The sequence below is a fragment of the Pantoea sp. SJZ147 genome, from assembly GCF_007828605.1.
In the GTDB taxonomy this organism is placed as follows: Bacteria; Pseudomonadota; Gammaproteobacteria; order Enterobacterales; family Enterobacteriaceae; genus Pantoea; species Pantoea allii.
This window is the reverse complement of sequence record NZ_VIVB01000002.1, coordinates 16,695-42,221: the sequence shown is the minus strand read 5'-3', so window position 1 is coordinate 42,221 and position 25,527 is coordinate 16,695. Positions and strand designations below refer to the sequence as shown.

Below are 25,527 nucleotides of genomic sequence, written 5' to 3'. Positions count from 1 at the left end.
GCAGCAACGTCTGGTAGCGCTATACCTTCTGCTGTGGCTGACTCTGTCCGGCAGCATCAGCCTTTTTATTTCATCTGGCCGTGACGCATTCTTTTTTATGTGGCTGCTTACGGCACTCTCTCCGTTTCTGCTCAGACCACTCGACTGGCTGACCCGTCAGCTGCTCAGGAAGCCCTGCATGCTGAGCAGCAGAAAACGCATCACCGTTCATCTGTCTCCCTGGCAGCCAACCGTCGGGCTCACGCCTGAGCGCGTGAGCTGGTTCTGGTCGGGGGTGTTTGAGTCAACTGAAGCCGCCTTAGCCGGGGGAAAAACCGTTGTGGTTGCTTCACATCTGTTAACGCCTGCCCGTGCGGCCAGGCTCAGGACATACCTGAAGGTGCGGGGCTGGTCTTACCGCAGCAGGCTGACCAGCGTCCCTTTCCGGGATTCAGCCCGCGCGCTGATGCAGCTGGAAATTCTCTTCCGGCAGTGGCACTGGCGCTGTCCGTCCCGGACCCGGTGGCCGGTGATGCTGCTGAAAAAAACTTCTGAACCGAAAAAATAATTTCGGGTGTTAAATCACGAAGGCAATGTTCACACTGATTACACACATGTATTAGATCTGAACGATCGAAATATCGCGTTATACAACACGCGGTTTTGCCAGGTACTGTATTCACACCGAATACTGAAAAGATTAACAAAATATTTTCTCATTCAGCCAACACCAGGGCCTTTATGAAACGCATGAACCTGACAGAAATCCTGTCCCGCGTCGCCTTAGAGCAGACCGATGAGCAGAGGCAGTTGCTTGAGCAGTTTGCGGAAGGGAAGAAAACCGTAAGTCCGCCAGTGACCATTCGTTTTCGGCCGGCATCACGGGAATTTGTGAATCAGGTATCACACAAGCTCGGCATCTCCGTTTCAGAGCTGGTCAATGTGATTGTTGAGGGCGTCATGACAGAAACCACAGCGCCCCGCAAAGCCACGGTAAACCGCGTTTATGAGCGTTTCTGGCACCTGATGAACCGCCACGGCCTTGATGTGCCGCAGGTGGCCACACTGCTCTCTGAGCTGAACATCGGCATGAGCGTGCTGGAGAACCGGGAGCGTACACTCGACCATCTGACCCTGCCGGTGCTGGAACAGCTTGCGTCATGGTTCGGTGTTCAGTCCGGCTGGCTCGCCGGAGAAGACACTCTTCCGGTTCAGACCATAGAACTGCGTGACTTCTGGCAGGCAGCTGAATGCCTTCTGCCTCACAAAGATACAGTGATTAACTCCTTACGTTTTTACAGACGTCAGCATGACACGGGGCACCCAGCTTTTAATATCAGCCACGAGATGGTAATCACAGCGACACGGGATAAATATATCAATGGCGTGTCCCTTGAAAGTAATTATTTAACCGGCGTGGTCCCTCTTGCGGTCAACAATGAATCAGAAACAAACGCTTTTCTCTCTTTCTGTGAATTACTGCGGTTAAAAGGAAGGGTTGCTCAAATTTCTTTTTGCAAATTACCGGGCAGGTTATTTGACAGTCTGAAAGAGGGCTCTGAGTTACCGTTTTCGGTCTCATCCGTCACTGATGAAAGTATTATGGGTAAGCTCAGAACAGGACAAAGTTTAATGTGGAGTGAGGAGGAACGGATATCTTTCCTAAACCCGGCATTTCATATTACGCCTGAATGGGAAGACTATCTGAAAGAAGTCATGAGCTTCGGTTAACCGTATTTAAATAACAAAAACCAGGCCTGCTTATTTAACTGGTGCGTCAGCATCTGGGAAACCCCTTTGCCAAAAACAAGAATAAGGAAATAAGTGATGAAAGCAAAACTGTTAACCCGCAGCATTATCCTGGCATTACTGGCTTCAGCCGTGCCGTCAGTGAATGCCGCATCAACCTGGACCGAAGCGCGTAACGACGCCATGGGGGGAACCGGCGTGGCCTCTTCCGGTTATCTGGCTGCTGCGCTTGCCAACCCCGCGCTGATGACCCGCCACGATGCCAGTGACGACGTCGGGCTCATTCTGCCGGGCGTGGGGGCACAAATCAGCGATCCGGATAACCTGCGTGACGGACTGGACAGGGTAAAAAGCACCTTTGACGACTTCCGCGATTCAGCGGGCACCGGCAACAGTTCACGACAGGCGGCCGCGCTGAAACAGGCCCTGCAGGACGTGGACGGCGACAGCGGGCATGCCAGTGCCGGGCTATCTGCTGTAATTGCCATTCCCAAAGACACCCTCCCTTTCGCCTTTGTGGCCAAAGGCTGGGGACAGGCGAAGGTCCACACCGATATCACACAGCGTGACCTGGCGTATCTCGATGCGGCACAGAGCGGCATTTTCTCGCCGACCCGGACGGACATTGATCAGATGACTTCACGGGCGCAGGGCGTTGCCGCACTGGTCACGGAATACGGTATCGCCGCAGCGCATCAGTTTACCCTGGGCGACACGCCTGTTTCTGTCGGTATCACGCCAAAGGTCCAGCGCGTGGATACGTGGAACTACAACGTTTCCGTCGGTAACTACAGCGCGTCAGATTTTCGCAGCGGCGACTGGAAGCGTTCCGAAAGCGGCGCAAACGTCGACGTCGGCTTTGCGGCTCAGCTGACGCCAGAGTGGACCGTCGGACTGACCGGACAGAACCTTGTGACGCGTAACATCAGTACGCGTGAAATCAACGGCATCACTGACACGTTCCAGATCCGCCCGCAGGCGACGGCCGGCACGGCGTGGAGCAACGGTGTTGTCACGCTGGCCACAGACGTTGACCTGACACCGGCCAGCGGTTTTGCGTCGGATGAAAAAGCACATTATGCCGGCGTGGGTGCCGAGCTGAACGCCTGGAACTGGGCGCAGCTGCGTGCCGGTTACCGCGCAGACATGCGTAACAGCGATCGCAGCATGTTTACCGCCGGTGTGGGGATTTCACCCTTCAACGTCGTGCATCTCGACCTGACCGGCATGGCCGGCACAGACCGCAGCTATGGCGCTGCCGCGCAGCTTTCTTTCACTTTCTGATGATGAACAACGTGGGCTGCCGGGTACAGCCCGCCTGTTAACCGGAGAATAGCATGTCAAAAAAAGCCTTAAATCTGTCTGCCATTGTGCTGGCGACCACGCTTACAGGCTGCAGCAGCTTCATAAACGGTATCGGCCAGTCTGGCTGGCTGAATGACGGCCGTCAGATGCCTTCAGATGTAAAAGACCAGACCACACCGGAAAAACGCAATCAGGTCAGCGATGCTTACGGTCCGGTTCTCATACCGGCCGAGACGGTGGCGATGCGCCTGAAAAAAAAGTTTGGCTTCGTTTCTGACGGGGATGTGGCCGCCGCGCACAACAGCGGCCAGGGGAATGCGGGCTGGTCAGCCTCGGCCATTTCAGAAGGCACCAGCTGGTCGGCAGAGCCCGGCAACTATTACCGCATGTCCAGAAACTGGGCGGGAAATGACAGGCTGACGATTGAGGTTCGCCGGACGCTCAAAGGCACGGGTGCCACCGGCAACAAAGCCGGGAGCTTTGTTGTATCAACGTACATTTCATCCGATCCGAAGCACGTCACTGATGCCTGGACGAAACGTCTTTTCAGTCAGATTCATGCGGCGGCACGCGGTGAAGCTGATTAAGGTTATGATAAATATGTGTTAATTCTAAAAAGTCGAGATTCTAAAATATCTTCCCTAGGCTTTTTTTTCGGATAAGACAGAAATTACAATTCAAGCTTAGTGACATTTAAGGGCTAGGAAGGTGGTTTCTGTCTCATGACCTGCTCCCCGTTGATTAACACACCGCGATGTTAGTAATGTCTTCATAAGCCACATGAGGACATCCCCATGAAGAAGCGTTTTTCCGACGAACAGATCATCAGTATTCTTCGCGAAGCGGAAGCCGGAGTTTCTGCCCGTGAGCTCTGCCGCAAGCACGCCATTTCCGACGCCACCTTTTACACCTGGCGCAAGAAGTTTGGTGGCATGGAAGTTCCTGAGGTGAAGCGGCTTAAATCTCTTGAAGAGGAGAACGCCAGACTCAGGAAGCTGCTTGCCGAAGCCATGCTGGATAAGGAGGCACTTCAGGTGGCTCTGGGGCGAAAGTACTGACGACAGACCAGAAGCGGGAAGCCGTTGAGTTTATGTGTGATGCGACCGGTCTGTCGCAACGTCGTGCCTGCAGGCTTACAGGTTTGTCTCTGTCGACCTGCCGCTATGAGGCTCAGCGCCCGGCGGCTGATGCGCATTTATCAGGGCGCATCACTGAGCTGGCACTGGAGCGCAGGCGTTTTGGCTACCGTCGCATCTGGCAGTTACTGCGCCGTGAAGGCCTTCATGTTAATCACAGGCGCGTGTACCGCCTTTATCATCTGAACGGGCTGAGCGTAAAACGCAGACGTCGTCGTAAAGGGCTGGCAACAGAACGTCTGCCGCTGCTCCGCCCGGCGGCGCCCAACCTGACCTGGTCGATGGATTTCGTCATGGACGCGCTGGCCACCGGTCGCAGGATCAAGTGCCTGACCTGTGTGGACGACTTCACGAAGGAGTGTCTGACAATTACCATCGCATTCGGGATTTCAGGCGTTCAGGTCACGCGTATTCTGGACAGCATTGCACTGTTTCGGGGCTATCCGGCGACGATAAGAACTGACCAGGGGCCGGAGTTCACCTGCCGCGCACTGGATCAATGGGCCTTTGAGCATGGCGTGGAGCTGCGGCTTATCCAGCCCGGCAAGCCGACACAGAACGGATTTATTGAGAGTTTTAACGGACGCTTTCGCGATGAATGTCTGAATGAACACTGGTTCAGCGATGTTCTTCACGCCCGGAAAATCATTAATGACTGGCGGCAGGATTATAACGAGTGTCGTCCACATTCAGCACTGAATTATCAGACGCCATCAGAGTTTGCAGCACGGTGGCGAAATGGAGAATGTGAAGGTAAACAAACCGACATTACTAACTGAAGGTTGTATCTAATTCTGGGGGCAGGTCAGAAAATCTACAGAAATTATTGGTGCTTTAATGTCCGCTATGAGCGAGAAGCGGAGAACCAAGCTTGGTATACCTATAGATATTCAGTTATTGGAAAAAAGGTATCTAAGCACTTTGATTTGGTCCGATCAGATTTTTGGCAAGAGCCCATAAGCGAATTGCATTCGACTGGTCCAACGCATAGCAAGCCACACCATACAACATACCTGTCGGACGTTCTGTCAGCAATGGTGCTTCATTACAATTCTCAAAGTACCGTCCCGTTACCCCCTCAAGCAGGGGCGAAGCTGCGAGAAGAACTGATGTAGATGCACCCTGTGCAGGAGTTTTGCGCTGGTTTTCAGGTGTTTTCAGTCCACCAGTGTGACGTTGTAAATTAGTGGCTATCGCTCCGGGGTTGAGAGCATTAGAAGTAATGCCATCATCAGTCCATCGTTGTGCAATGCCAACGGTCATCAGGATACATGCCGTTTTGGATTGGGCATATGCAAGTAAAGGGTCATAAGGTATAAAGCGGAAGTGCGGGTCGTCCCAAAATACCGGGCCAAAAAGACTACCAGCAGAACTGACATTTATCACACGAGCTCCTTGCGCTTTTGCCAGATGTTTATGAAGTCCGCATGTAAGAGCGAAATGACCAAGATAATTAGTGGCAAATTGCATCTCATAAAGTTGCGGTGATCGTTGTAGTTCTGGCAACGCCATGATGCCAGCATTATTAATTAAAGCATGGACAGGCCACTTCCATTCTTTGACAAACCGCTGTATTGAGCACAAATCACTTATATCAAGTGGACGAACATCTATATTGGGGTTGCGAGTTTCTAGGCGTAATATGCTGGCAACTTTTTCTGCAGCATCATAACGCCGGGCTGCGATAGTGACCGAGGCACCGGCCGATGCCAGTGCCCGGACGGTTTCTATGCCTATTCCGCTAGCTCCACCAGTAACAATCATTGTTTTACCGGTCAAGTCTACATTTTTAATAACCTCAGCTGCATTGTTAGAAAATGTGAAAGGTGTTCGGATCGACATTATTTCTCTCCTGGTAGATTTTACTTGCATCCAATATATAATTTACCTAATGTCCTTAAAATATGGATAAAAATGCACAGATTAGTGAGTTATTCAGGACAGTATCCGCACTCCAACCAGCAGAGCTTGCTGCATTTTTGGCCGTGGCTCAGTTTGGAGGATTCCGTGTTGCTGCACGTAAGTCCGGATTGAGTTCTTCCGCAATCAGTCATTCAGTAGCAAGTCTTGAGACCCGCTTAAAGGTGCAGTTATTTCATCGCACAACCCGGTATGTTTCTCTAACGGATGCCGGTCAGATTCTTTTTAGTCGTCTTTCTCCAGTTTTGCTTAGTATTGCAGATACTATTCAAGATATTGGTGACTTTGCCACTAGCCCGACAGGGCTGCTGAGAATCAATGCAGATCTCACCGCTGCAGAACAGGTTTTGAAACCATTAGTGCTGGACTTCTTGCACGCCTATCCTGAAATGCAAGTAGAGATCGTCTGTGAGAAGCAGCTTATTGACATTGCTGAAGGCGGCTTTGACTGCGGAATACGTACCGCGGAGCTTGTCCCCATTGATATGGTATCTGTGCCAATTGGTCTTGAGCAGCAGCATATAGTGGTTGGAGCTCCCAGCTATCTGGAAAAGTTCCCCCCTCTTTTATCGCCATCAGACCTCTCCCAACACAGATGCATACAGCTAAGAATTACCTCTGCGATTCCTTATCGTTGGGAGTTTGAATTACGTGGGGAATCGATCATAGTAGAGACCAAAGGTGGTCTTACCCTGGATAATTCTCGTCTTATTCTTACCGCTGCGATCGGGGGTTATGGTCTGGGATATGTCACTAAATGGGCCGCAGGACCATCACTAGCTTCTGGGCAACTTGTTCAAGTGTTACATGAGTGGACGCCTCCTTATCCAGGCCTTTGTCTTTACTATCCAAAGCATCGCTACATGAGTCACGGCATGAGGGCATTCATTGCTTTTTCCAGAGAAATTGTCTGGAACAATGCAAAATTATCTTAATAATTAGCAATGTCCGCTGTTGGAACGAAGCGGACAAGCTAACTGAGCTGAAGTCCGCTATGAGCGAAGAGCGGAAGTATGAATGTTTGTTTAACTCTATTGGCTTTTAGCCACTCTTATCCCAGGTCTTCGCGAGTTGGACCTTGAAAGTAGATACTGCTTATATGACAACTACGTGGCTGAGTCAGCACAAAACGAATTGTTTCCCAGACTGAGCGCCCATTCATCAGACGTTCCCCCATTCTGAATTCACTGTCGACAAGCGTATCTAATCCTGTAAGTTCGAAATCCGGTGGATACAACCCGGTCACACGTATGTTTTCTTCGGACAACTGCTGTGACAGTTTGGTGATAAACCCGCTAAGCCCATGTTTGCTGGCGAAAAAAACAGGATGCGCAATTGAATCCGTAAAATTCGGGATCCCACATGAAGATATAATTGAGACGATATCAGCATTGTCTGAACGTCTTAACCCGGGCAGCAGAGCCTGAGTCAGTAGAATCGAACCTGTCAGACCTGAACTAACGGTATTGATAATTTCTGTGTCGGGCTGATCGTCTAATCTCCCTGACAACCACTGAGCAGCATTCAGGATTAAAATGTCTATAGGCTTGTCTGAAATTAACAGCTGTGAAGAAAACTGAGAAAGGGATTCAGGCCGGGTTAAATCACAAATATACCCTTTTGCAACGCCGCTTTCAGCAGTGATGATGCTGCAGGTTTTTTGAATATCTTCAGACCGCCGTGCACAAAAATCCACCTCGACGCCCTCTCGTGCCAGCCACACGCACAACGCCTGGCCAAATCCCCCGCCACCACCGGTAATAACAGCTCTTTTACCTCTCAGCATCTTCATTCATCCCTTTTCCTGATGACTATGTGTGGATGTAGATATACATGAGGAAGTTAATTGACATCTTTCAGTTAATGCTCTTTTTACATGAGGAACAGAAATAAGCTGCACTGCAAACTGTTTGGCATGTGTCAGGGGATTAGCAACGTCCGCTTCTGGCACATAGCGGCTAGTGAGGTTGTTCGCAGGCAAGGGCAGTTATGAGCAAAAGCAGACATTCAAAACCTTTCGGGCTGTGACTTTGCCGGGTAACCGCAATATTGACATCTGCCTGCCGGGTATCTTGCTTTAATTGAGCCACCTCCAGGTTGCATGATGTATTGCGAAGCGTAATGACGTCCTGATTTTCACAGAGTCCAGCATCATACTGAGCTTCGTTCTGCTGTTAGTTACAGGGATAGAATCGGGTGATCAACATCATCAGCAAGGGCGTTGTGAATGCTGAGATAGCTGTACTGAAGAGTGTGCTGGTTGCCGATGCACCCTGCATCACGCCAAATTTTTGCGCCATCAAGTAAACATTCACCCCTAATGCCATTGAACCCAGCAATACCACGACTTTTGTTTCGGCTGCAGGAAGGCCCGTGGCGAACGCAATCAAGGCAATGACCAGAGGCTGTATAAGAAGTTTTAACAGACAAATTGCATAGCTTTCTCTCAGCCCTTCGCGAATGCTATAGCGAGATAAGCTCATTCCCAGCGCCAGCAGGGAGAGTGGTGCGGCCATATCCGAAACCATTTCAACCGGCTTACCAATGGCTTCAGGCAAGGGTCGGTGTAACAGGCTCCAGGCTGAACCAGCCACAATGCCGATAATGATGGGATTTTTAAAAACGCTGACCAGCGTGTTGATCACTCCACGTGGTGAAATATTGCCGTTTCGGGCCCACTCAACCGATACCGTGACCAAGGTCCACAAAATCAGACTGTTGAAGATCAACACCAGCGCGACGGAGGGCAGTGAGGCTGGCCCCAGTAAAATCGTGGCCAGCGGTATACCCAGCATGGTGTTGTTTGAAAAGATGCCACCTAACGCAAAAACGGATGACGATACCGGGTCGAGGTTAAATACACGCCTGGCGATTACCCGGCCAAGCGCATAAACAACGAAGCAGCTGCCAAAAAACGCGATCAGCAGCCGGGGATCAACGGACGGAGTTTTATAAAAACCGCTCATGACGTTAAACAGCATGCACGGTAGCACAACGTTAAAACAGAAGCGGTTTAACCCCTCGTTTACGGTTGCCGGCCAGCCCGAAAAGCGGCCAAGCCCATAACCTGCAACGATAAGTATGAACAGCGGAAGAGACAGGGAAATTTGGTGTACCACATGGCTGGTTAGACTTGCGATTGTCACTATGCCTGGAACCTTAAAAAACCGGCATCACGGATGCCGGGTGACGTAATACACAGCGTTACGGCAAACCGCCATGTGAAAACTATTTCGCCCAGTAAAGCCGGGTTGGGTTGTTAACAAATATCTCAGTGCGTAGTTTTTCCGTGGGCAGCCATTCGCCAAACGCATTCAGTATTGAAATGTCATCGATCGGGTAGAAATACTCTATCCCTTCCTTTGTACGCTTCTTACCCGGTGCGGGCATGGTATGCGGCCAGTCAGATGCCCAGATCAAACGTTCAGGTTTATGGGCGACCAGCGCCTCAACAAATGGTCGGACGTTTTGCCATGTCGTATCTTTCGTCACGCGGTAGAGCGCTGACAGTTTGACGTAAACCTTTCCGGAATCGAGTAACGTGAGCAGTTCATTGAAACCGGGCTGCTGGATGCCCTCTTCAGCTTTAAGTTTACCCAGGTGATCAATGACAACAGGCACCGGAAGCTGGCTGATGATTTTACTTAAATCGGCAATTTCATGAAGATTGGTGTAGATCTGCAGGTGCCAGTTAAGAGCACTGATTTTATCTGCCATTTTCTTCAGATAGTTGCCGCTCTCTTCGGCGCTTAGTTTGCCCCCAGCACGCGCTTCCATATTCAGACGTAGTCCACGCACGCCCTGTTGATCCAGCTTATGCAACTCTTCAGATGTAATTTCATCGTCGACCACGGCCACGCCGCGCGCATTCTTCTGACCAAGCACCTTAATTGCGTTCAGCATGCAGCGGTTATCGGTGCCGTACGGGCTTGGCTGAATCAGTACCACCCGATCCATATGCAGCTCTTTCAGATGGCGTTGCAGGTCACTGATTGGCGCGTGATCGGGCGTGTAAACGCGCGCTTCAGCAAACGGAAAGTGCTCAGGATCAAAAACGTGTACATGGCAGTCGCAGCTGCCCTTTGGTGGAATGAATGTCAGCTTGCTCGCAAAGTTATCTGATGAGATAGCAGCAGCCCAACTTAACTTTGCATTGATGCCGGCAGCCACACCGACCAGCGGCAACGTTTTTAGCAGAGAACGACGTGAAAACATGTGTATCTCCTTCGTAGTAGGTAAAGGGCAAGAAAATTATATTTTTATTTTTTCATAGGTCCGATGGCTGCAAGGGCACGCCCTTCAGCGGTATCGGTGAACTTCTCAAAGTTGGTGGTGAACTTATCTGTGAGGAAAAGCGCCTTATCCCGCCACTGCTCTTCACTCTCCCAGGATGCGCGCGGATCTAAAATGTCGTACTCAATGACATTCAGGCCACGCGGTACTGCCAGATTGAAAATCGGCAGGTTGAAAGTCACGGCCTGATCAACCTCGTCGTGCAGAATGGCGTTAATGATGGCACGGGTATCTTTAATAGAGATACGTTTGCCCTGGCCATTCCAGCCAGTGTTTACCAGGTATGCTTTCGCGCCCGATGCCTGCATACGCTTAACCAGCACTTCGGCATAACGAACGGGATGCAGGCTGAGGAATGCTGCGCCGAAACAGGCGGAGAAAGTCGGAGTTGGCTCCGTTACACCACGCTCGGTGCCCGACAGCTTAGCCGTAAATCCTGAAAGGAAGTGATACTGCGCCTGTTCGTCAGTCAGTACAGAGACCGGAGGCAGCACGCCATATGCATCAGCAGTCAGAAAGATAACTTTGCTGGCATGGCCTGCTTTCGAAACCGGCTTAACGATATTTTCAATGTGCCAGATGGGGTAGGTAACGCGCGTATTCTCTGTTTTCGAAGCATCGTTGAAATCGATAACGCCTTCAGCGTTTACTGCCACATTCTCCAGCAGCGCATCGCGACGTATCGCCTGGAAGATTTCAGGCTCCGCCTGCGGGTTGAGATTGATGGTTTTAGCGTAGCAGCCGCCCTCAAAGTTGAAGACGCCATCGTCATCCCAGCCATGTTCATCATCACCGATCAACTGACGGACAGGATCAGTTGAAAGCGTGGTTTTACCTGTGCCAGAAAGACCAAAGAACAGCGCAACATCGCCCTCTTTGCCCACGTTAGCAGAGCAGTGCATGGAGGCAATTCCCTGCTGTGGCAGCAGGTAGTTCATCACTGAGAACATCCCCTTTTTCATCTCGCCACCGTACCAGGTACCGCCGATAAGCTGGATTTTTTCCGTCAGGTTGAAGGCAATAAAGTTCTCAGAGTTGAGTCCCTGGGCCTGCCAGTCAGGATTGGTGCACTTAGTACCGTTCATTACCACGAAGTCAGGTGTAAAGGTTTCAAGTTCAGCAGCCTCAGGCGCAATGAACATGTTTTTAACAAAGTGAGCCTGCCATGCCACTTCAGTGACAAAACGCACTGCCAGGCGCGTATCCGCATTCGCGCCGCACCAGGCATCTACAATGAACAGGCGTTTATCGGACAACTGCTGGCAAACCAGGGATTTAAGGTGATCCCAGATCTCCTGAGACAAGGGGTGGTTATCGTTTTTACCTTTGCCTTGATCGGACCACCAGACGCTGTCGCGCGTGGTGTCATCTCTGACAATATATTTGTCTTTAGGCGATCGTCCGGTGAACTCCCCGGTATCTACCGCCACGGCACCAGTGCTGGTTACCCTACCTTTTTCAAAACCTGTTAATTCAGGCAACGTTTCTTCGGTAAACAGGGTGGCGTAATCAGGATTATAAATAATCTCAGCAGAGGTGGTAATACCATAATTCGCTAACTGCTGGTTTATACGAGAAAGAGTTGTCATCTTCAGGCTCCTGATAATAGCGAGTTTAAGGTTCAAAGTGCGTAGGCATACCGTCATCAGTAAAGCTGACTGGTCTGCGAATTAATTAAAAATCCAATCAGACATCTTTCAGAATACGGACATCGCGCTTCTGGATGAATTCCTTCACATTTTCCGCATAACGTTTCATATTCGGAGCGGCGGCATGGTTTTTGAAGCAGGCTTCATCTTGCCATTTTTCCACGATTACCACGGTATCGGGGCCAAAGCCATTTTCGGCATCCGGTGATAAATCTGTGACCGGGCGATATTCAATGCATCCCTTTTCAGCCTGAACAGACGGAATGTTCTCTTGAATATGCTTAATAATTTCAGCGCGTAATCCTGGTTTCGCCGTAATAATGGCCAGAACATGAATCATTTTAATTCCTCAGTAAATGCGGGCCGTAATGCCCGCGTTTTCAATGTTATTTTTTACGTTCGCTGTAAAGCACACCGCCACGTGTTTTATCCGCTGCTTTGGTTTCAATCAAAGAGACCACTACGCGGTCTTTATCAACGCCGAAGGATTCAACCACGGCTTCAGTGATCTTCACCATCAGCGTTCTTTTTTGCTCGGCAGAACGTCCTTCTACCGCATAAACCACAATCTCAGGCATGTTAGTGTCTCATCTGTCTGGGTTGGATAGATGGACGTCCCTGTCCGTTGCCCTCATCCTGACACTCAGTTACAGGCTGCGGATCTGCTCGATTACCGCAGTGGTGTAAGCTTTGGTACCGGTGCTGCCGCCCAGATCAACGGTGCGGTGTGCGGGCTCAGCCAGCACTTTTTCAATGGCGTTGTGAATAGTCGCGCCCGCCTCACTCCAGACTGGCAGCTCTTTTTTCTCACCGATCCACTCCAGCAGCATGGCGACGGACAAAATCATGGAGGTTGGGTTGGCTTTATCCTGATTCTGAATATCAGGTGCTGAACCGTGTTGCGCCTGTGCGCAGCACTGGTTATCGCCCGCCATCACTGAGCCGGCCAGGCCCAGACTTCCTGACAGCTCACTCGCGAGGTCTGAAAGAATGTCGCCATAAAAGTTCTCTGCAACCATTACATCAAAGCGCTCCGGGTTGCGTACCAGGTGTGCAGTAGAGGCATCAACTAACAGATCGTCGAGCTGAACGTCAGGGAACTCTTTAGCCACGGTATGAACGGCTTCAAGGAACAGGCCATCCGTCATGTGGAAGCTGTTCGCTTTATGAATAGCGGTTACTTTTTTACGACGCTTGGCGGCCAGCTCGAATGCACGACGGGCGATACGCTCCGAGCAGTGACGGGTAATTTTACGCGTAGATAGGGCCATATCCGGGCTTGGCATCACTTCGCCCCAGCCGCGAGACATGTTGCGGTCCGGGTAGAAGCCTTCTGTTGCTTCACGCATGATCACCAGATCCATCGTTTTACCTTCACGCAGATTGCTGGTGATGTACGGACGGGTGCGGGCCGGGCGCACGTTGGCGTAAAGATCCAGGCCTACACGGAATGCGCCAGAGACGTTGATTCCGCCTTTCTCTGGTTTCGGATAATCAGCGTGTGAAATAGTGCCCAGCAGAATACCTTCATAACTACGTGCGCTCTCCAGCAGCTCAGGACGCAGCGTTGTGCCATATTTTTCCAGGCTGGCGAAACCGATATCCTGGTAGTCGTACTCAATACCCAGACCGTGTTTTTTATCAATTTCCTTCAAAACAGCGACGGCTGATTCGATGATTTCAGGACCAATACCGTCACCCGGCAGAACGAGAAATTTCATGACTTTTTCCTTAACTTAATCTGTAAAAATTAACTGATGTGCTCTGCCGCAATTGGCCGCGTTTCGCCGGTTTCGACCAGCGTGCGATTAGCATCCCGGGAACCGTAAACCCACATGATTTTCATCGGCTCGGTTTCAGAGGCATTTCTGAACCGGTGAGGAACGCCTGCAGGGATGAAGGTCACATCCTGTGGTTTAATTGGAAACTCCCTGCCATCAATATCGAAGATGGCATTGCCCTCAATCAGCAACACGCTCTCTTCACAATTGTGAAAATGGAAAGGGATTTTTGCGCCACCCGCAAATTCGGTGTAGCCAGTGATGAAGTTGCTGGCCCCCATACCTGCAGTCACCAGAGGTGTGGTGCTGGCACCGCCCCCGCGATCGTGTTTTTTAATATCAACCGGATGCAGCAGATATGAATTCGATTCGGTTTTAATCATGCCTACACTCCTTCTTTACTTCGCTGGGCCGATCCAAAGGGTTTTGACGTTGGTAAACTCACGAATACCCAGCTCACCAAGCTCTCGTCCATAACCAGACTGCTTAATGCCGCCAAATGGCAGGCGGGCATCAGACGCAACCAGACCGTTTACAAACACCGCGCCAGCTTCAATGCTGCGTGCTACGCGGTACCCATTCTCTACATCGCCAGTCCACACGGCAGCACCAAGGCCAAACTCGGTGTTATTAGCAACCGCAATGGCTTCGTCTTCAGACTGCACGCGAATAACCGCAGCCACCGGACCGAATGTCTCTTCGATTGCCGCGGTCATCTGTGGCGTGACGTTATCCAGCACGGTCGGCAGGTAGTAATAGCCATCGCTGTCTACTGCCTGACCGCCGATAACCAGTTTTGCGCCTTCCTGAACGCTGCGCTCAACCTGAGCATGCAGGGCGTCGCGCAGATTAGCGCGCGCCATTGGCCCAATCGTATTGTCGCGGTCGGTTGGGTTACCGGTTTTGAGTTTTTTCACGCCCCCAACAAACAAGGCAACGAATTTGTCCGCAACCGAGGCATCAACAATGAAGCGTTTGGAAGAGATGCAGCTTTGCCCGGTATTTGAGAAGCGCGCTTTAACCGCCATTTTTGCCGCCAGTTCAACATCGGCATCAGCGAGCACCAGGAAAGGATCGGAGCCGCCCAGCTCCAGAACCTGTTTCTTCATCAGGCTGGCTGCCTGTGACGCCACAATTTTACCGACCTCAGTTGAGCCGGTGAGCGTGACGGCTGCCACGCGATCATCTGCTAAAACAGCTGCAACATCTGAAGCATTGATCAGCAGCGTAGACACCAGGCCTTCAGGCGTACCGGCTTCGCGGAAAAGCTCTTCAAGCTGAATAGCACAGGCTGCGACGTTGTTAGCATGTTTAAGTAATGCGCCGTTACCTGCAGCCAGTGCAGGTGCAGCGAAGCGAACGAACTGCCAGAACGGGTAGTTCCACGGCATGATGGCCAGTACAACACCAAGTGGATCGTAAACGATGCGGCTATCGGTGGCGTTGCTCGCTACGTGCGTGTCGCCTAAATACTTTCCTGCGCTTTCTGCATAAAACTCGCAAGTGACAGCACACTTCTCAATCTCCGCCTCAGCTTCAGCAATCGGCTTACCCATCTCTTCTGTGATGGTGGCTGCATAGCGAGACTTATTGCGACGAAGCACCTCAGCTACGTTAATGAGCAGGGCTGCGCGCTCGGAAACGGGCTTTTTCCCCCAGGATTTCTGGACGTGATGCGCATCTGCAATTCGTTTCTCAACATCAGCAGAGGAGTGAAGCGGGTACTCAGCAATCGTGCGACCCGTGGCAGGGTTAACGGTAACAATCATGATTCAGCCTTCTCTTAAGTTTCAGAAATCGTAGAGTGTGTATGCGTTGGTAGTCAGAATACGGCGGAATAGTTCGCCGTTATCGATCCACTTGGCCAGGCGGTGGAGGTCCTGCCGATCGTCAATGGCAGCAAAAGGTTCAATGTCTTCAATCGAGCTGCTGCGGCGGCCATGACCACCGGTATGCGGCCAGTCGGAGGCCCAAATCAGGCGGTCAGGCGCAACGTCTGCGAATCGGGTGACCACCGGAGCCAGGTCGGCATACTCTGGAACGCCAGACACACGACTCGGTGCCGAAAGCTTGATCCATATATCAGGGCGCTCAAGTAATTCAGCGATCTGCGGAGCCAGCGCGGCGCCACCTGCAAAGTGATCCAGCACAATCGGCACGTTGCTGTCCCGGATTAGCGGTAGAAGCAGGGCCAGCTGCGTCGGACTGGCGAAAATCTGCATATGCCAGCCGATCGGACCAATGCGTTCAGCGGCACGATTCATCTCTGCACGGATACGTGCGATATCACCCTGGCCAGATACAGAGAGGTTAAGACGAATGCCCCGCACGCCTTTCAGGTGAAGTGCACGAAGCTCTTCATCTGTAATGTGATCAACATCGATCACCACAACGCCCCGGGCATGCTCCGCACCTAAAACAGTGAGGCCGTGACAGACTGCCCGATTGTCTGTGCCATAGCAGCTCGGCTGCACCAGCACAGTGTGCGTAACGCCCAGCATTTCATTGTGGGCGGCGAGATCAATAAGCGTGGCAGAAGCAGGTGTGTAGCGCCGGTCATTTGAGTAGGAAAAAATGTCGGGCATAAACAGATGTACGTGACAGTCGCAGGCACCATAAATTTTATCCTGCAAATCTGATGCTGACTTTTGCGCTGACATGGCTCACCCTACTTGGTATCTTGTTAAGTCAAAATACCACAAGTCAGGTGTGAAACAAATGTTATGGCAATTTTTTGTTATAGCGATCACAATTGAGCAGTTGTAACAAATTTACTGATTTCATCCACTCGGGTTAAAGTGATGTATTCGTTATTTAAAGGGTGAGCGGTTATGCCCCAGACGCTGTCAACGCAATTGGTTCAGAGCATTATTCAGTACATTAATAATCAATCACTGCCGGTGGGTTCCCGTTTGCCGGAACGCGCGCTGGCAGAGCACCTGCGTGTTTCGCGTTCACCGGTGAGAACTGCTTTGGCGAAAATGGCTGATAAAGAGCTGATAAGCCGGCATCCGGAAGGTGGCTATGTCGTTGCAGAAGGCGCGCTGTCATGTTCGCCGTTTACTGAGCCAGTAAAAAGCAACGCGGATGAGATCTATTTCAGAATTGCGAATGACAGACTGAACGGGGAGTTACCTAAGAAAGTCACTGAGAATGAAATGATGCGCCGCTACGGCGTAACGCGTAGTTTGCTGAGTGACATCTTATTGCGCATTCACCACGAAGGGTGGGTTGAGCGCCTGCCCGGGCATGGCTGGATTTTCGCAGAATCAATGTCGTCTGGCGGGGCTTATAATGAGAGCTACCGTTTCAGGAAAATCATTGAGCCTGCTGGCATCCTCGAACCCACTTTCAAACTTGATGAAGCGAGTATTCTCCAATGTCAGGAAGAGCAGCTTTGGTTGTGTAATGGGGCAATTTTCTCCGTAACGCCTGCCCAAATTTTTGATGCAAACACCCGTCTTCATGAAGCGATTGCAGCGTGCTCTGGCAACATGTTTATTCTGGATTCCCTGCGCCGTTTAAACCGCATCCGCCGTTTAATGGAATACACCAAAGCCGTAGATCGAGAGCAAGCACTACGTCGCTGTAAGGAGCACCTTGTTCTGATCGGCCTGCTGCTTGAAGGAGCACAGGAAGCAGCATCAGATTACATGCGTATGCACCTGTCAGACGCATCCCGCGAGAAACAGCCTAAATAAAAAAACCCGGACGGTAAGCCCGGGTTTTCATCATTACTTTGCCAATTCGTTTTATCAGTACATCAGGTGCATCATAATTAACGCCAGAGCGACGGTGATGCCGCCACCGATGCGGGTAGCAATCTGAGCAAAGGGCATCAGGCGCATGCGATTACTTGCCGTCAGGATTGCAATATCACCGGCACCGCCCATGCCACTGTGAGTGCTGGTAACAATCGCGGCTTCGATTGGATAAAGATTAACGAAGCGAGCGGTGAAGAAGCCGCCTGCCACCATGGTCACAACGGTTGATACAATGGTTAGCAGGTTTGCGGGTGCGAAGCCTGCAATCAGACTTTCCCACGGCGTTAATACCAGGCTGAAGGTGAACAAAATCGGGAAGGCCATTGCAGTCAGCGCAAACTTATACACCACTGCTGAACCCGCCTGGATACGTGGCGAAATCAGGTGACACAGCATCAACAACACGGCCAGGAAAAGCATCACCACCGGCGCTGGCCATTTCAGCAGGTCATGCATTAGCACGCCGATCAGATAGAGCATAACAGCGACGATACCTGCGGCTGCAACCGCGCGGATATCACATGCTTTTTCTGTTTTTTGTTTATTACCCAACAGATCTTCAGCGCCCGGCTGCAATACGCCGTTACCACTCAGGTGAGGCAGGCGTTTTCCCATGTTTGCCAGCAAACCAGCAAGAATCACCGCCGTGAGGTTGCCCACCATAATGGCTGGCATAACTTTCGCCAGCATTTCACCCTGTTCGTGTCCGAGAATTTGTGAATAACCGATGGTCAGCGGAATCGCACCTTCACCTACGCCACCTGCCATGATGGGGACAACGATATAGAAAAAGGCTTCATGAATATCAATGCCCATCAAAACGCCCACGCCCGTACCTACCAAACCGGCGCAAATCGAACCGACCGCAAGCGGGGCGAAGATTTTAAGGAACCCTTTAATCAGCAGAGAGCGATCCATGCTGAGGATAGAACCCACAATCACTGCTGCAATAAAGAGGTTTAAAATCTTACTGGTTTTGAAGAACTCACCGACGCTATCGGTCATTGGCTGAGGAATCCAGCCAAGGAAGCCCAAAAGTGAAGGCACGAAAGTAACCAGTACGGCTCCGCCACCAATATTTCTCAGCAGAGGCAGGCGGTTGCCTATCTCTCCCAGGGTGAATGCGAACGTTGCCGCGATAGCGATAACCATCGCTAACTCTTTAGTAATCCCGTTAATCGCGGTAAAGCTAACCATCAGGATGACCATTACGATATAGACAGGCAAAGGAATAATGCCAATATCGAAGTCCATGAGTTTCCACCAGGTTTTAACCCAGCCCGGTTGATTCTCGGTGCCTTTTTCTGCGGCTTTATCTTTGGTTTCAGTGATGTTGACCATCGTCTGTCTCTACGTTTATATCCGGATCTGGTGTGCATCCGGAAGAGTAAGAAATAGGGATTACCCGAGGTAATGGTTATTACAGATTTTTAACATGCAACGCGACCAATCTAGCTCCTTACGGTTCTTTAGATCAACAAAATACCAACTGCTTTGTTGGCTAATTTTTGCAGATGTGATCAATTGCACATTACATTTCAGATTAAAAAGTGAGCTTTTTGTATGGGGCGGGCAAATAATCGGTTCAATTTGATACTTTTGAGAGATATCGGGGAGGCGGTTTATGACGTTATGCTCAGTAATCTTGTAAAGCTGACATGCGCACTGGATCAGGGTGTGGGTTTAGTTCAAATTTTAAGTCAGGAACTCATCCTCATCGCCTAGCCTTTTCTTTTTACTAAGGGAGCCTTTCCCCTTTAAGTATAAAAATTTACCTTATCAACGTCCGCTTCTGGCACAAAGCGGACATTTTATGGAGGATAGCTGGTAAGCGAAAAGCAAACGGTCAGGACTATAAGTAATTAATCCCCTTAGGTTTTTTGTATGGCCTGCTGCATCACCGCTTCGCTGACAACGCCCGGCAGCCCCGTGGTGTTTGCTTCCGTGGCATTTTCCACCGGCATGACGATAATGCCCGGCGTTCCCGTCAGGCCCAGCATCTCTGCCAGCGCATCGTTGTTCCGGATATCCCCGCCCCCTCTTGCAGTCAGACGGTAATAACCGGACGATCGTAGTTTTTGGCATAGGCGTTTTCCACGCCGGTCAGAATCTCCACAATCTCAAAATAGCGATCCCAGAAGGCCGTTTCACGCAGGTCTTCCACCAATAACTGGTAGGAATGATGATCCGCTGCGTCCCACATCCAGATGTCGGTGACACGGGTGGAATAGAACTCCACGTCGAAAAAACGCAGCGAGACGTTCGCCGCGTGCTTCCTGAGAACCGGAGTGAAATGCTCTGCCAGAAGCTTGAAGCGGCGATCGACGGTGAACCCGAGCCATTCAGGCGAGGTTTTGACCAGCATGAAGACGGTTACGGTCGGTTCGAATGGCAATTGTGAATGGGTCATCATGTGTCCTTGTATAGTCATGTGCAGGACATATTATGCGAGCATAACCTCATATTTGGCTACTCGCATTCAGTACATGAAACAGATGACGACTTCGCAGCGCGCGCGCCCCCGGAAAATGCCACGCCAGGGCCGTTCCGCCGAGACGGTGCGGGCGATCATTGAGGCAACGGCTCGCATTCTGGAACAGGATGGACTCGGCGCGCTCACGACTAATGCAGTCGCCGGGTTGGCTGGCGTCAGCATCGGATCGCTCTATCAGTATTTTCCCGGTAAGGAGTCGCTGATCGGGGCCTTGATCGTCCGAGAGACATCGCAGCTAATCGCCGAGTGTGAGGCTATAGTCGCTGATGCGAACGGTCGAAAGGCATTGCAGGGTGTGATCGCGTCAGCAGTGAACCATCAACTGCGCCGACCGGCCCTGGCCCGGCTGTTGGATCTGGAAGAGGCACGACTGCCCTTCGATGAAGATACCCGGCGTGTCACATGTCGGCTGCACTTGATCCTGTTGTCCATCCTGGCGCGAACCGATCTCCCGCAACAGTCTGATCCTGATTTAGCTGCTCAGGACGTGTTGGCGATCATCAAAGGTATGGTGGACGCTGCCGGAGAACGCGGCGAACAGGATCGGGACGCTCTTGGCTCGCGCGTGGCCAGAGCCGTCTACGGTTACCTGGAAAATGGCACATGATGATTTGGCAATCCTGTCTCCAACGCTGGATCGCGACGAATACCTTCGCTGATATACCGCATTATGCCGTAATCGTTTTCCATTGCCTTCAGGCCCTTGTAGTTTGAGTCATTCGAGGGTTCAAGCTTTAAATGCGCAGTATTTAAATCGATATGACAGTCCTTCTTATCTGAGGGCATTACTTTCGCTTACTTCTCAACATACACCACCATATCGCGATGTAAGGCTTTGTCCGCTTCTGCTTGTGTGTTGCATCCATCGGTTGAACTCACAGCGGATAACGGACTTTCGCAGTTGTTCCTGATTTCTTCCAGGGCAGTCGGATACACTCTGTTAATTTTCCAGAGTAAATCTCTGTTTACAGACAGACATGCAAATACATATTTTGATTGTCAGTAGAAGATAGATTCTGAAAAAATAAATTCCAAATGCAACTTAAATGAGAAGTAGTAATCTATGGCAGATGATAACTTTCATTACATTTTAATGAATTTATTATTATTTATAGACTAGAGTTATTGTAAAAACCTAAATTTTTAAAGCTTTATCCTGTCTGAATGGCAAATAATTCCGCATTTTCAACAAAAAACCAACAATTTTAAATTTACAACGGAAGGTTTTGTCTTTTAATTAAACTCTTTTCAAATTGATATCGAATCTATACCGTCTAAAAAACTAATGTTACCGGTAAAACTGCCGATAGAGATTTAATCTTTCAGAGGAGATTAAAATGTCTATCATCAGAAAAGTTAAGCTTTCAAGAGTGTTTCTCGCCAGTGGCATATTCATCATTGCTGTTCAGCTTTGCGTGGGAGTGATATTTCTTAACTATTTGAGGTCTGACAGAGATAATTTCATAAGTGCTGACGTGGTAGGTAAAAAAGTACGGCTTATGAGCGACATCTGGACGCAGTTAAATGAGGTGAGAGCAGACACTAACCGTATTGCTCTGTGGTTAATCAAAGATGGTCCGGGCAGTGAAAAAGTAAATTATTTTATTGCCCACGGAGAAAAAGTCCTGAGTCAATCCAGAAAAGATTTTTCCAGCTATCAGCAACTGGCTGATTTAGAGGGAATGCCAGTAGATATACAAAAATCCCTCCAGGAAAGCTTTGAGGCATATTCATCTATTTTGCAGCAGTCGTTAAAGAATGGCTATAAGAAGGACGTAAACCTTATGTTCTCAATAAATGCCGGCCCCTATAAGGAAAAAATGCAGAGCGATTACGATGCATGGCGAAGCAGGCTGGCAGATATCAGCGCCCATATTTCCGCGAAAAGCAGCGAGACTTATACTACCGTGACCTTATTTTTCTATGGAACGATAATTTTCAATCTCATTTTCATATTCGGACTCATCAGGGTGTTTAAAAACGTGCTCATCAACCCCCTGTCACAAGTGTATGCGCAACTGGAACGTATTCAGTCAGGCGACCTCACCAGTGAGGTGAAAACAGAATTCCACCCCAAAACTGAAATGGGGGCATTGTTCGGTAAACTCAGCGAGATGCAGTCAGGCCTTATCAGGGTAATTTCCGAGATAAAGGAGGGGGCGATCAATATTGTCAAGGGTATCAATGAGGTAAGTACCGGCAACAACGAACTTTCAGCCCGCACAGAACAGCAGGCAGCGTCAATTGTTCAGACAGCATCCAGTATGGAGGAAATTACTGTGGCGGTAAAAAATAACGCGCAAAACTCTGCTGATGTATCTGAGCTGATTAACCACACCAAAACAACGTCTGAGCAGGGTAAATCAGTAGTCCTGTCACTGTCAGACCGGTTGAAAACGATGCAGGAAAAATCGTCAAAAATTAGCGATATTACCGGCATTATTGAAAGCATTGCTTTTCAGACCAATATTCTGGCACTGAATGCGGCTGTTGAGGCAGCCAGAGCGGGCGAGCACGGAAAAGGATTCGCTGTCGTTGCCGGAGAAGTCAGAAATCTTGCGCAAAAAAGCTCATCATCAGCGAAGGAAATCAGCGTTCTTCTTACCGATTCAGTGACGGAAATTGAAGAAGGTGCAAGGCTGTCTGATGTCGCTCAGGATTCAATTTCCGGCGTTTATGAATCAGTACTGGAGATACATGAAGTGATGAACAACATCAGAACCGCCACGGATGAACAGAGCAAGGGGCTTGAGCAAATTAATATTGCTATTTCTGAACTTGACACTGTCACTCAAAAAAACTCGGCGCTGGCTGAAGAGACCTCATCAGCGGTAACGCTTGTTGAGGATGAAACGGTGAATCTGAATCGTGTCGTTGATTCATTTAAAATCGGCGAATCCGAGATGTCGCTGAAGTCATGATTCAGATGGCAGGATATTCAAATGCTGAAAAAAGTTATGAATATCCTTTTTTTTACGTCAATAGTGCCTCAGGAAAGCCATCAGTTATGAAGCGGAAACAGACTCGCCCAGAAGTGATTTCTGTACTTGCCATGAAAAAAACGCAAACAGCCGCGACTGTTGGGCAGAATCAGTACGGGGAACAGTTCTGATAAAAGCAAATCGAGACACCAACTGAAATCCAGACAGGACCTGACGCCTGAAGGCCTGCTTCAGGCGTTTTTTTAGGTTCACGGTGTGCACATGTCCTCTCTTGGCACAGAGCGGAAATATGTGGATGGCGAGGTCTGCTATGAGCGAGGAACGGACGTTCGCAGTTATCCGACAGGAGATGAAAATTTGCTAGTGAAGCCGCGTATTCATTTATAGGGAGCAGGTCACTAGAATGTGAAACACTAATTCCGCACGGTGTATACGTAGATGATACGTCAGAAATGTTCAATGGGATTCGGGAGAAAGCTGAATTGATTAAGCAGAGGCACGTTAAGCCTCTTTGGGTGATCTGCACCAAGACTCACCGCCCTAAATTATCCTGAATATTCGCAAGCTATATGCCTTCGCGGCGCTTATCTGCACGTAGTGTCTGATTTTGAGGGACTACTGTAAAGAAAACTGTTAGAGCTGGGAGAGGAGCAAAATCTGTTTTTAATTTACTAAATAATAAATGATAAACTTTTAAAGCAGGGAACTGATTCAATACTACAAAGAACACAAGACCGCTGAGCGGTCTTGTGTCGAGCTATTGGTTAAAATTCTTACTTTAACCCTGTTAGCCTTGTTCAGTAGCTGATTCCTCTGCCTGTTTTTTTAATTATCTACTCTCTTTTTGCCGTGCAACAGACAGAAAAATAGTTTAATAAGTGGCCTGATAATTTTCATTACAAGCATCCGGCAGGTCCACAGTACTTTCATAATGACAAACCTGATGATTATTAAAAGCCACGAAGAAGGGCGAACCGTATCATTTTTGACCATAGATCTTGAGGCGTTGGCAAGCTTACCTCCTGCTGTAAATGCCAGCAGAAGGAACACGAAATAGCGCGCGTTATGACCCTTTTCGATTTCCTGAACATGTTCGTCGGCCTTTTGCATGGATTTATGCAGTCGCTGGAGTGCCTGTGCATAAGGTGGAGGGAGAAAAGCAACAGAATTTCTGTAACCATCCTCGCCAAGCGACATCTCAAAAGGAATGACTTGGCAGTTACCCCTAATCTGGCCAGATGAGCAAGCAATGACGTTGAATGTATCGATCTGCTTTTTAAGAGAAGGATTACTTGCAACGCTTTTGACCCAGTCTGGCAGGTCGGCTCTAGCTCTTATTATTTCCTTTGAAAAGAGGCTATCCTGAAATCCCCATTTCATCTCTGAGGTAAGACTGCATAAATCCGGAGTCCGATTTACTACTGCCGGATCTTTGCAAAGGGCTTCAAGGTTCTGCTCACCATTACGATAAAATTGCATGATAGAGGTTATGCGATCGCTGGATTCTGAAAGGTCTTCTTTATACGAAGGCAAACCGCTGTCAACAACGAAATACAAAGCTGCGATTAAGCCCAAAACGTACCAAAAATGATCATAGACATTTTTGAATTTATCTCTCGTCCATAATGCACCAAATAGCATAATGGTTGACCAACCAGCAATCAGGAAGATGATCAGATTTGCTGCCGCTGATGGCCAACTGCCAGTAAAGCCAGCCCCATACTCAAATTTATCAGGTCCAAAATTATGGAAGTCTGGAACATAGCCAAGCAGACTTATTACACCGGGTATTACCCATATGCACAAACTAATCCAGCCCGCCCGTCTGTTCAGGTAAAATCCAGCGCGAATGTTCAGCAGTGAAACAGGTATCAATATAAAGAAAAGCGCCCCACATAGCACATTTACACCATGTGTTGGGTCGAAATTTAAAGGATAAATCACCTGGTTTCCGACACGCATTGGGAAGTCATTTATGTAGCTAAATAGCCCAAGGCCCTCAATATTCTGTGCAAGCCCCCAAGCGGCCAAATTGCAAAATAACAGGTAAGGATGAAGAAATTTCATAAGCAGTAGCATAGGAAAAATAGCTCCGTTATTAGAAATAAAGATGCCGCAACTGCGGCGGTCATTCAGCTATTAGGCGGCTCTTAGGCCGATCGGTCTTTTAGTTCAGGCGGTCGGTTTCATGCAGGCGCTTGTTAACTTCAGCCTGAATCGAGTTGATGCCTGAGGCTGAGTCGTAGATATTCTGCGCCCGAATCGTCATGTATGTTACTTGCTGCGAAGATCAGGACTTCAAGGTTGGAGGTGGGTGGTTGTGGATGGTTTCATCGCCCGCACCGTCAATGTGTACAGACCAAAATACAGGCACTTAATAGCCATGCGCCGCGAGGACTGTGACATTGCCAAGTCAACCTGCGTAACTAGTGGCAGTATATCCGTGTTAATAACGGCCATGCTAAATCCCTGAAGTGGAAGCTTGCACATTACGTTTTACCGTTATCGTCACTCT

General features: G+C 49.6%; 24 protein-coding genes and 1 pseudogene. 10 read left to right on the top strand and 15 right to left on the bottom strand.

What is annotated here, in order from left to right; translation table 11 throughout:
- The first annotated feature begins 178 nt into the window (after positions 1 to 178).
- From FBY13_RS02915 to FBY13_RS02895, 5 genes are all read left to right on the top strand, one after another.
- A complete protein-coding gene (locus FBY13_RS02915; protein ID WP_255474410.1) occupies positions 179 to 547 on the top strand; it encodes a pili assembly chaperone in 369 nt (122 codons plus the stop codon).
- 173 nt (positions 548 to 720) lie between these two features.
- A complete protein-coding gene (locus FBY13_RS02910) occupies positions 721 to 1,710 on the top strand; it encodes a conjugal transfer protein TraE (protein WP_145393442.1) in 990 nt (329 codons plus the stop codon).
- Between the two features lie 96 nt (positions 1,711 to 1,806).
- Positions 1,807 to 3,012, top strand: coding sequence for a conjugal transfer protein TraF (locus FBY13_RS02905; protein WP_186440780.1), 1,206 nt, complete (start codon positions 1,807 to 1,809; stop codon positions 3,010 to 3,012).
- Positions 3,013 to 3,065: 53 nt separating this feature from the next.
- A complete protein-coding gene (locus FBY13_RS02900) occupies positions 3,066 to 3,620 on the top strand; it encodes a lipoprotein (RefSeq protein WP_145393440.1) in 555 nt (184 codons plus the stop codon).
- A gap of 207 nt (positions 3,621 to 3,827) precedes the next feature.
- A protein-coding gene (locus FBY13_RS02895) for an IS3 family transposase (RefSeq protein WP_145393439.1) occupies positions 3,828 to 4,948 on the top strand; the annotation gives its coding sequence in 2 pieces (ribosomal slippage) (positions 3,828 to 4,086 and positions 4,086 to 4,948; 1,122 coding nt in all).
- A 133-nt stretch (positions 4,949 to 5,081) separates the two neighbouring features.
- Here FBY13_RS02895 and FBY13_RS02890 read toward each other — a convergent pair.
- Positions 5,082 to 6,011: an SDR family NAD(P)-dependent oxidoreductase gene (locus FBY13_RS02890; RefSeq protein ID WP_222430265.1), complete on the bottom strand. Its 930-nt coding sequence runs from the start codon at positions 6,009 to 6,011 to the stop codon at positions 5,082 to 5,084.
- 62 nt (positions 6,012 to 6,073) lie between these two features.
- Here FBY13_RS02890 and FBY13_RS02885 point away from each other — a divergent pair, with 62 nt between their 5' ends.
- Positions 6,074 to 7,024: a LysR family transcriptional regulator gene (locus FBY13_RS02885; protein ID WP_145393438.1), complete on the top strand. Its 951-nt coding sequence runs from the start codon at positions 6,074 to 6,076 to the stop codon at positions 7,022 to 7,024.
- Positions 7,025 to 7,140: 116 nt separating this feature from the next.
- Here the strand turns inward: FBY13_RS02885 and FBY13_RS02880 are convergent, their stop codons facing one another.
- The 10 genes from FBY13_RS02880 to FBY13_RS02835 form a co-directional block, all read right to left on the bottom strand.
- Complete coding sequence (locus tag FBY13_RS02880; RefSeq protein ID WP_145393659.1) at positions 7,141 to 7,875, bottom strand: SDR family oxidoreductase; 735 nt, start codon at positions 7,873 to 7,875, stop codon at positions 7,141 to 7,143.
- Between the two features lie 388 nt (positions 7,876 to 8,263).
- Positions 8,264 to 9,229, bottom strand: a complete 966-nt coding sequence (locus tag FBY13_RS02875; RefSeq protein WP_145393658.1) for an AEC family transporter — start codon at positions 9,227 to 9,229, stop codon at positions 8,264 to 8,266.
- A gap of 88 nt (positions 9,230 to 9,317) precedes the next feature.
- Positions 9,318 to 10,304: an amidohydrolase gene (locus FBY13_RS02870; RefSeq protein WP_145393437.1), complete on the bottom strand. Its 987-nt coding sequence runs from the start codon at positions 10,302 to 10,304 to the stop codon at positions 9,318 to 9,320.
- A 44-nt stretch (positions 10,305 to 10,348) separates the two neighbouring features.
- Entirely contained in the window at positions 10,349 to 11,971 is a 1,623-nt protein-coding gene (pckA, locus tag FBY13_RS02865) for a phosphoenolpyruvate carboxykinase (ATP) (protein WP_145393436.1), read from the bottom strand.
- 97 nt (positions 11,972 to 12,068) lie between these two features.
- Complete coding sequence (locus FBY13_RS02860) at positions 12,069 to 12,371, bottom strand: putative quinol monooxygenase (protein WP_145393435.1); 303 nt, start codon at positions 12,369 to 12,371, stop codon at positions 12,069 to 12,071.
- A 46-nt stretch (positions 12,372 to 12,417) separates the two neighbouring features.
- Positions 12,418 to 12,609, bottom strand: coding sequence for a tautomerase family protein (locus FBY13_RS02855; RefSeq protein WP_145393434.1), 192 nt, complete (start codon positions 12,607 to 12,609; stop codon positions 12,418 to 12,420).
- Positions 12,610 to 12,678: 69 nt separating this feature from the next.
- Entirely contained in the window at positions 12,679 to 13,752 is a 1,074-nt protein-coding gene (locus tag FBY13_RS02850) for an isocitrate/isopropylmalate dehydrogenase family protein (RefSeq protein ID WP_145393433.1), read from the bottom strand.
- 29 nt (positions 13,753 to 13,781) lie between these two features.
- Entirely contained in the window at positions 13,782 to 14,195 is a 414-nt protein-coding gene (locus FBY13_RS02845) for a cupin domain-containing protein (RefSeq protein WP_145393432.1), read from the bottom strand.
- 15 nt (positions 14,196 to 14,210) lie between these two features.
- On the bottom strand, positions 14,211 to 15,581 hold the full coding sequence (locus FBY13_RS02840; RefSeq protein ID WP_145393431.1) for an NAD-dependent succinate-semialdehyde dehydrogenase: 1,371 nt from the start codon (positions 15,579 to 15,581) through the stop codon (positions 14,211 to 14,213).
- Positions 15,582 to 15,602: 21 nt separating this feature from the next.
- Entirely contained in the window at positions 15,603 to 16,472 is an 870-nt protein-coding gene (locus FBY13_RS02835; protein WP_145393430.1) for an amidohydrolase, read from the bottom strand.
- Positions 16,473 to 16,643: 171 nt separating this feature from the next.
- Here FBY13_RS02835 and FBY13_RS02830 point away from each other — a divergent pair, with 171 nt between their 5' ends.
- Positions 16,644 to 17,513: a GntR family transcriptional regulator gene (locus FBY13_RS02830; RefSeq protein ID WP_145393429.1), complete on the top strand. Its 870-nt coding sequence runs from the start codon at positions 16,644 to 16,646 to the stop codon at positions 17,511 to 17,513.
- A gap of 54 nt (positions 17,514 to 17,567) precedes the next feature.
- Here the strand turns inward: FBY13_RS02830 and FBY13_RS02825 are convergent, their stop codons facing one another.
- From FBY13_RS02825 to FBY13_RS02815, 3 genes and pseudogenes are all read right to left on the bottom strand, one after another.
- Complete coding sequence (locus FBY13_RS02825) at positions 17,568 to 18,917, bottom strand: 2-hydroxycarboxylate transporter family protein (protein WP_222430264.1); 1,350 nt, start codon at positions 18,915 to 18,917, stop codon at positions 17,568 to 17,570.
- Between the two features lie 530 nt (positions 18,918 to 19,447).
- Positions 19,448 to 19,603, bottom strand: a pseudogene (locus FBY13_RS02820) (DsbA family protein); the annotation flags it as partial.
- A 20-nt stretch (positions 19,604 to 19,623) separates the two neighbouring features.
- The gene (locus FBY13_RS02815) at positions 19,624 to 19,986 is read right to left on the bottom strand and encodes a darcynin family protein (protein ID WP_145393428.1); all 363 of its coding nucleotides are present in this window, start codon (positions 19,984 to 19,986) and stop codon (positions 19,624 to 19,626) included.
- An 85-nt stretch (positions 19,987 to 20,071) separates the two neighbouring features.
- Here FBY13_RS02815 and FBY13_RS02810 point away from each other — a divergent pair, with 85 nt between their 5' ends.
- From FBY13_RS02810 to FBY13_RS02800, 3 genes are all read left to right on the top strand, one after another.
- Positions 20,072 to 20,677 (top strand): TetR/AcrR family transcriptional regulator, encoded by a 606-nt coding sequence (locus FBY13_RS02810; protein ID WP_222430263.1) that lies wholly within the window; start codon positions 20,072 to 20,074, stop codon positions 20,675 to 20,677.
- Between the two features lie 730 nt (positions 20,678 to 21,407).
- Positions 21,408 to 22,991: a methyl-accepting chemotaxis protein gene (locus FBY13_RS02805; RefSeq protein WP_145393427.1), complete on the top strand. Its 1,584-nt coding sequence runs from the start codon at positions 21,408 to 21,410 to the stop codon at positions 22,989 to 22,991.
- Positions 22,988 to 23,182 carry a hypothetical protein gene (locus FBY13_RS02800; RefSeq protein WP_145393426.1) on the top strand — a complete coding sequence of 65 codons (195 nt, stop codon included), beginning with the start codon at positions 22,988 to 22,990 and terminating at the stop codon, positions 23,180 to 23,182. The genes FBY13_RS02805 and FBY13_RS02800 overlap by 4 nt, the downstream gene beginning before the upstream one ends.
- Positions 23,183 to 23,837: 655 nt before the next feature.
- On the opposite strand, the gene FBY13_RS02795 is transcribed toward FBY13_RS02800, so the two are convergent.
- Positions 23,838 to 25,091: a hypothetical protein gene (locus tag FBY13_RS02795; RefSeq protein WP_145393425.1), complete on the bottom strand. Its 1,254-nt coding sequence runs from the start codon at positions 25,089 to 25,091 to the stop codon at positions 23,838 to 23,840.
- Positions 25,092 to 25,527 lie beyond the last annotated feature (436 nt).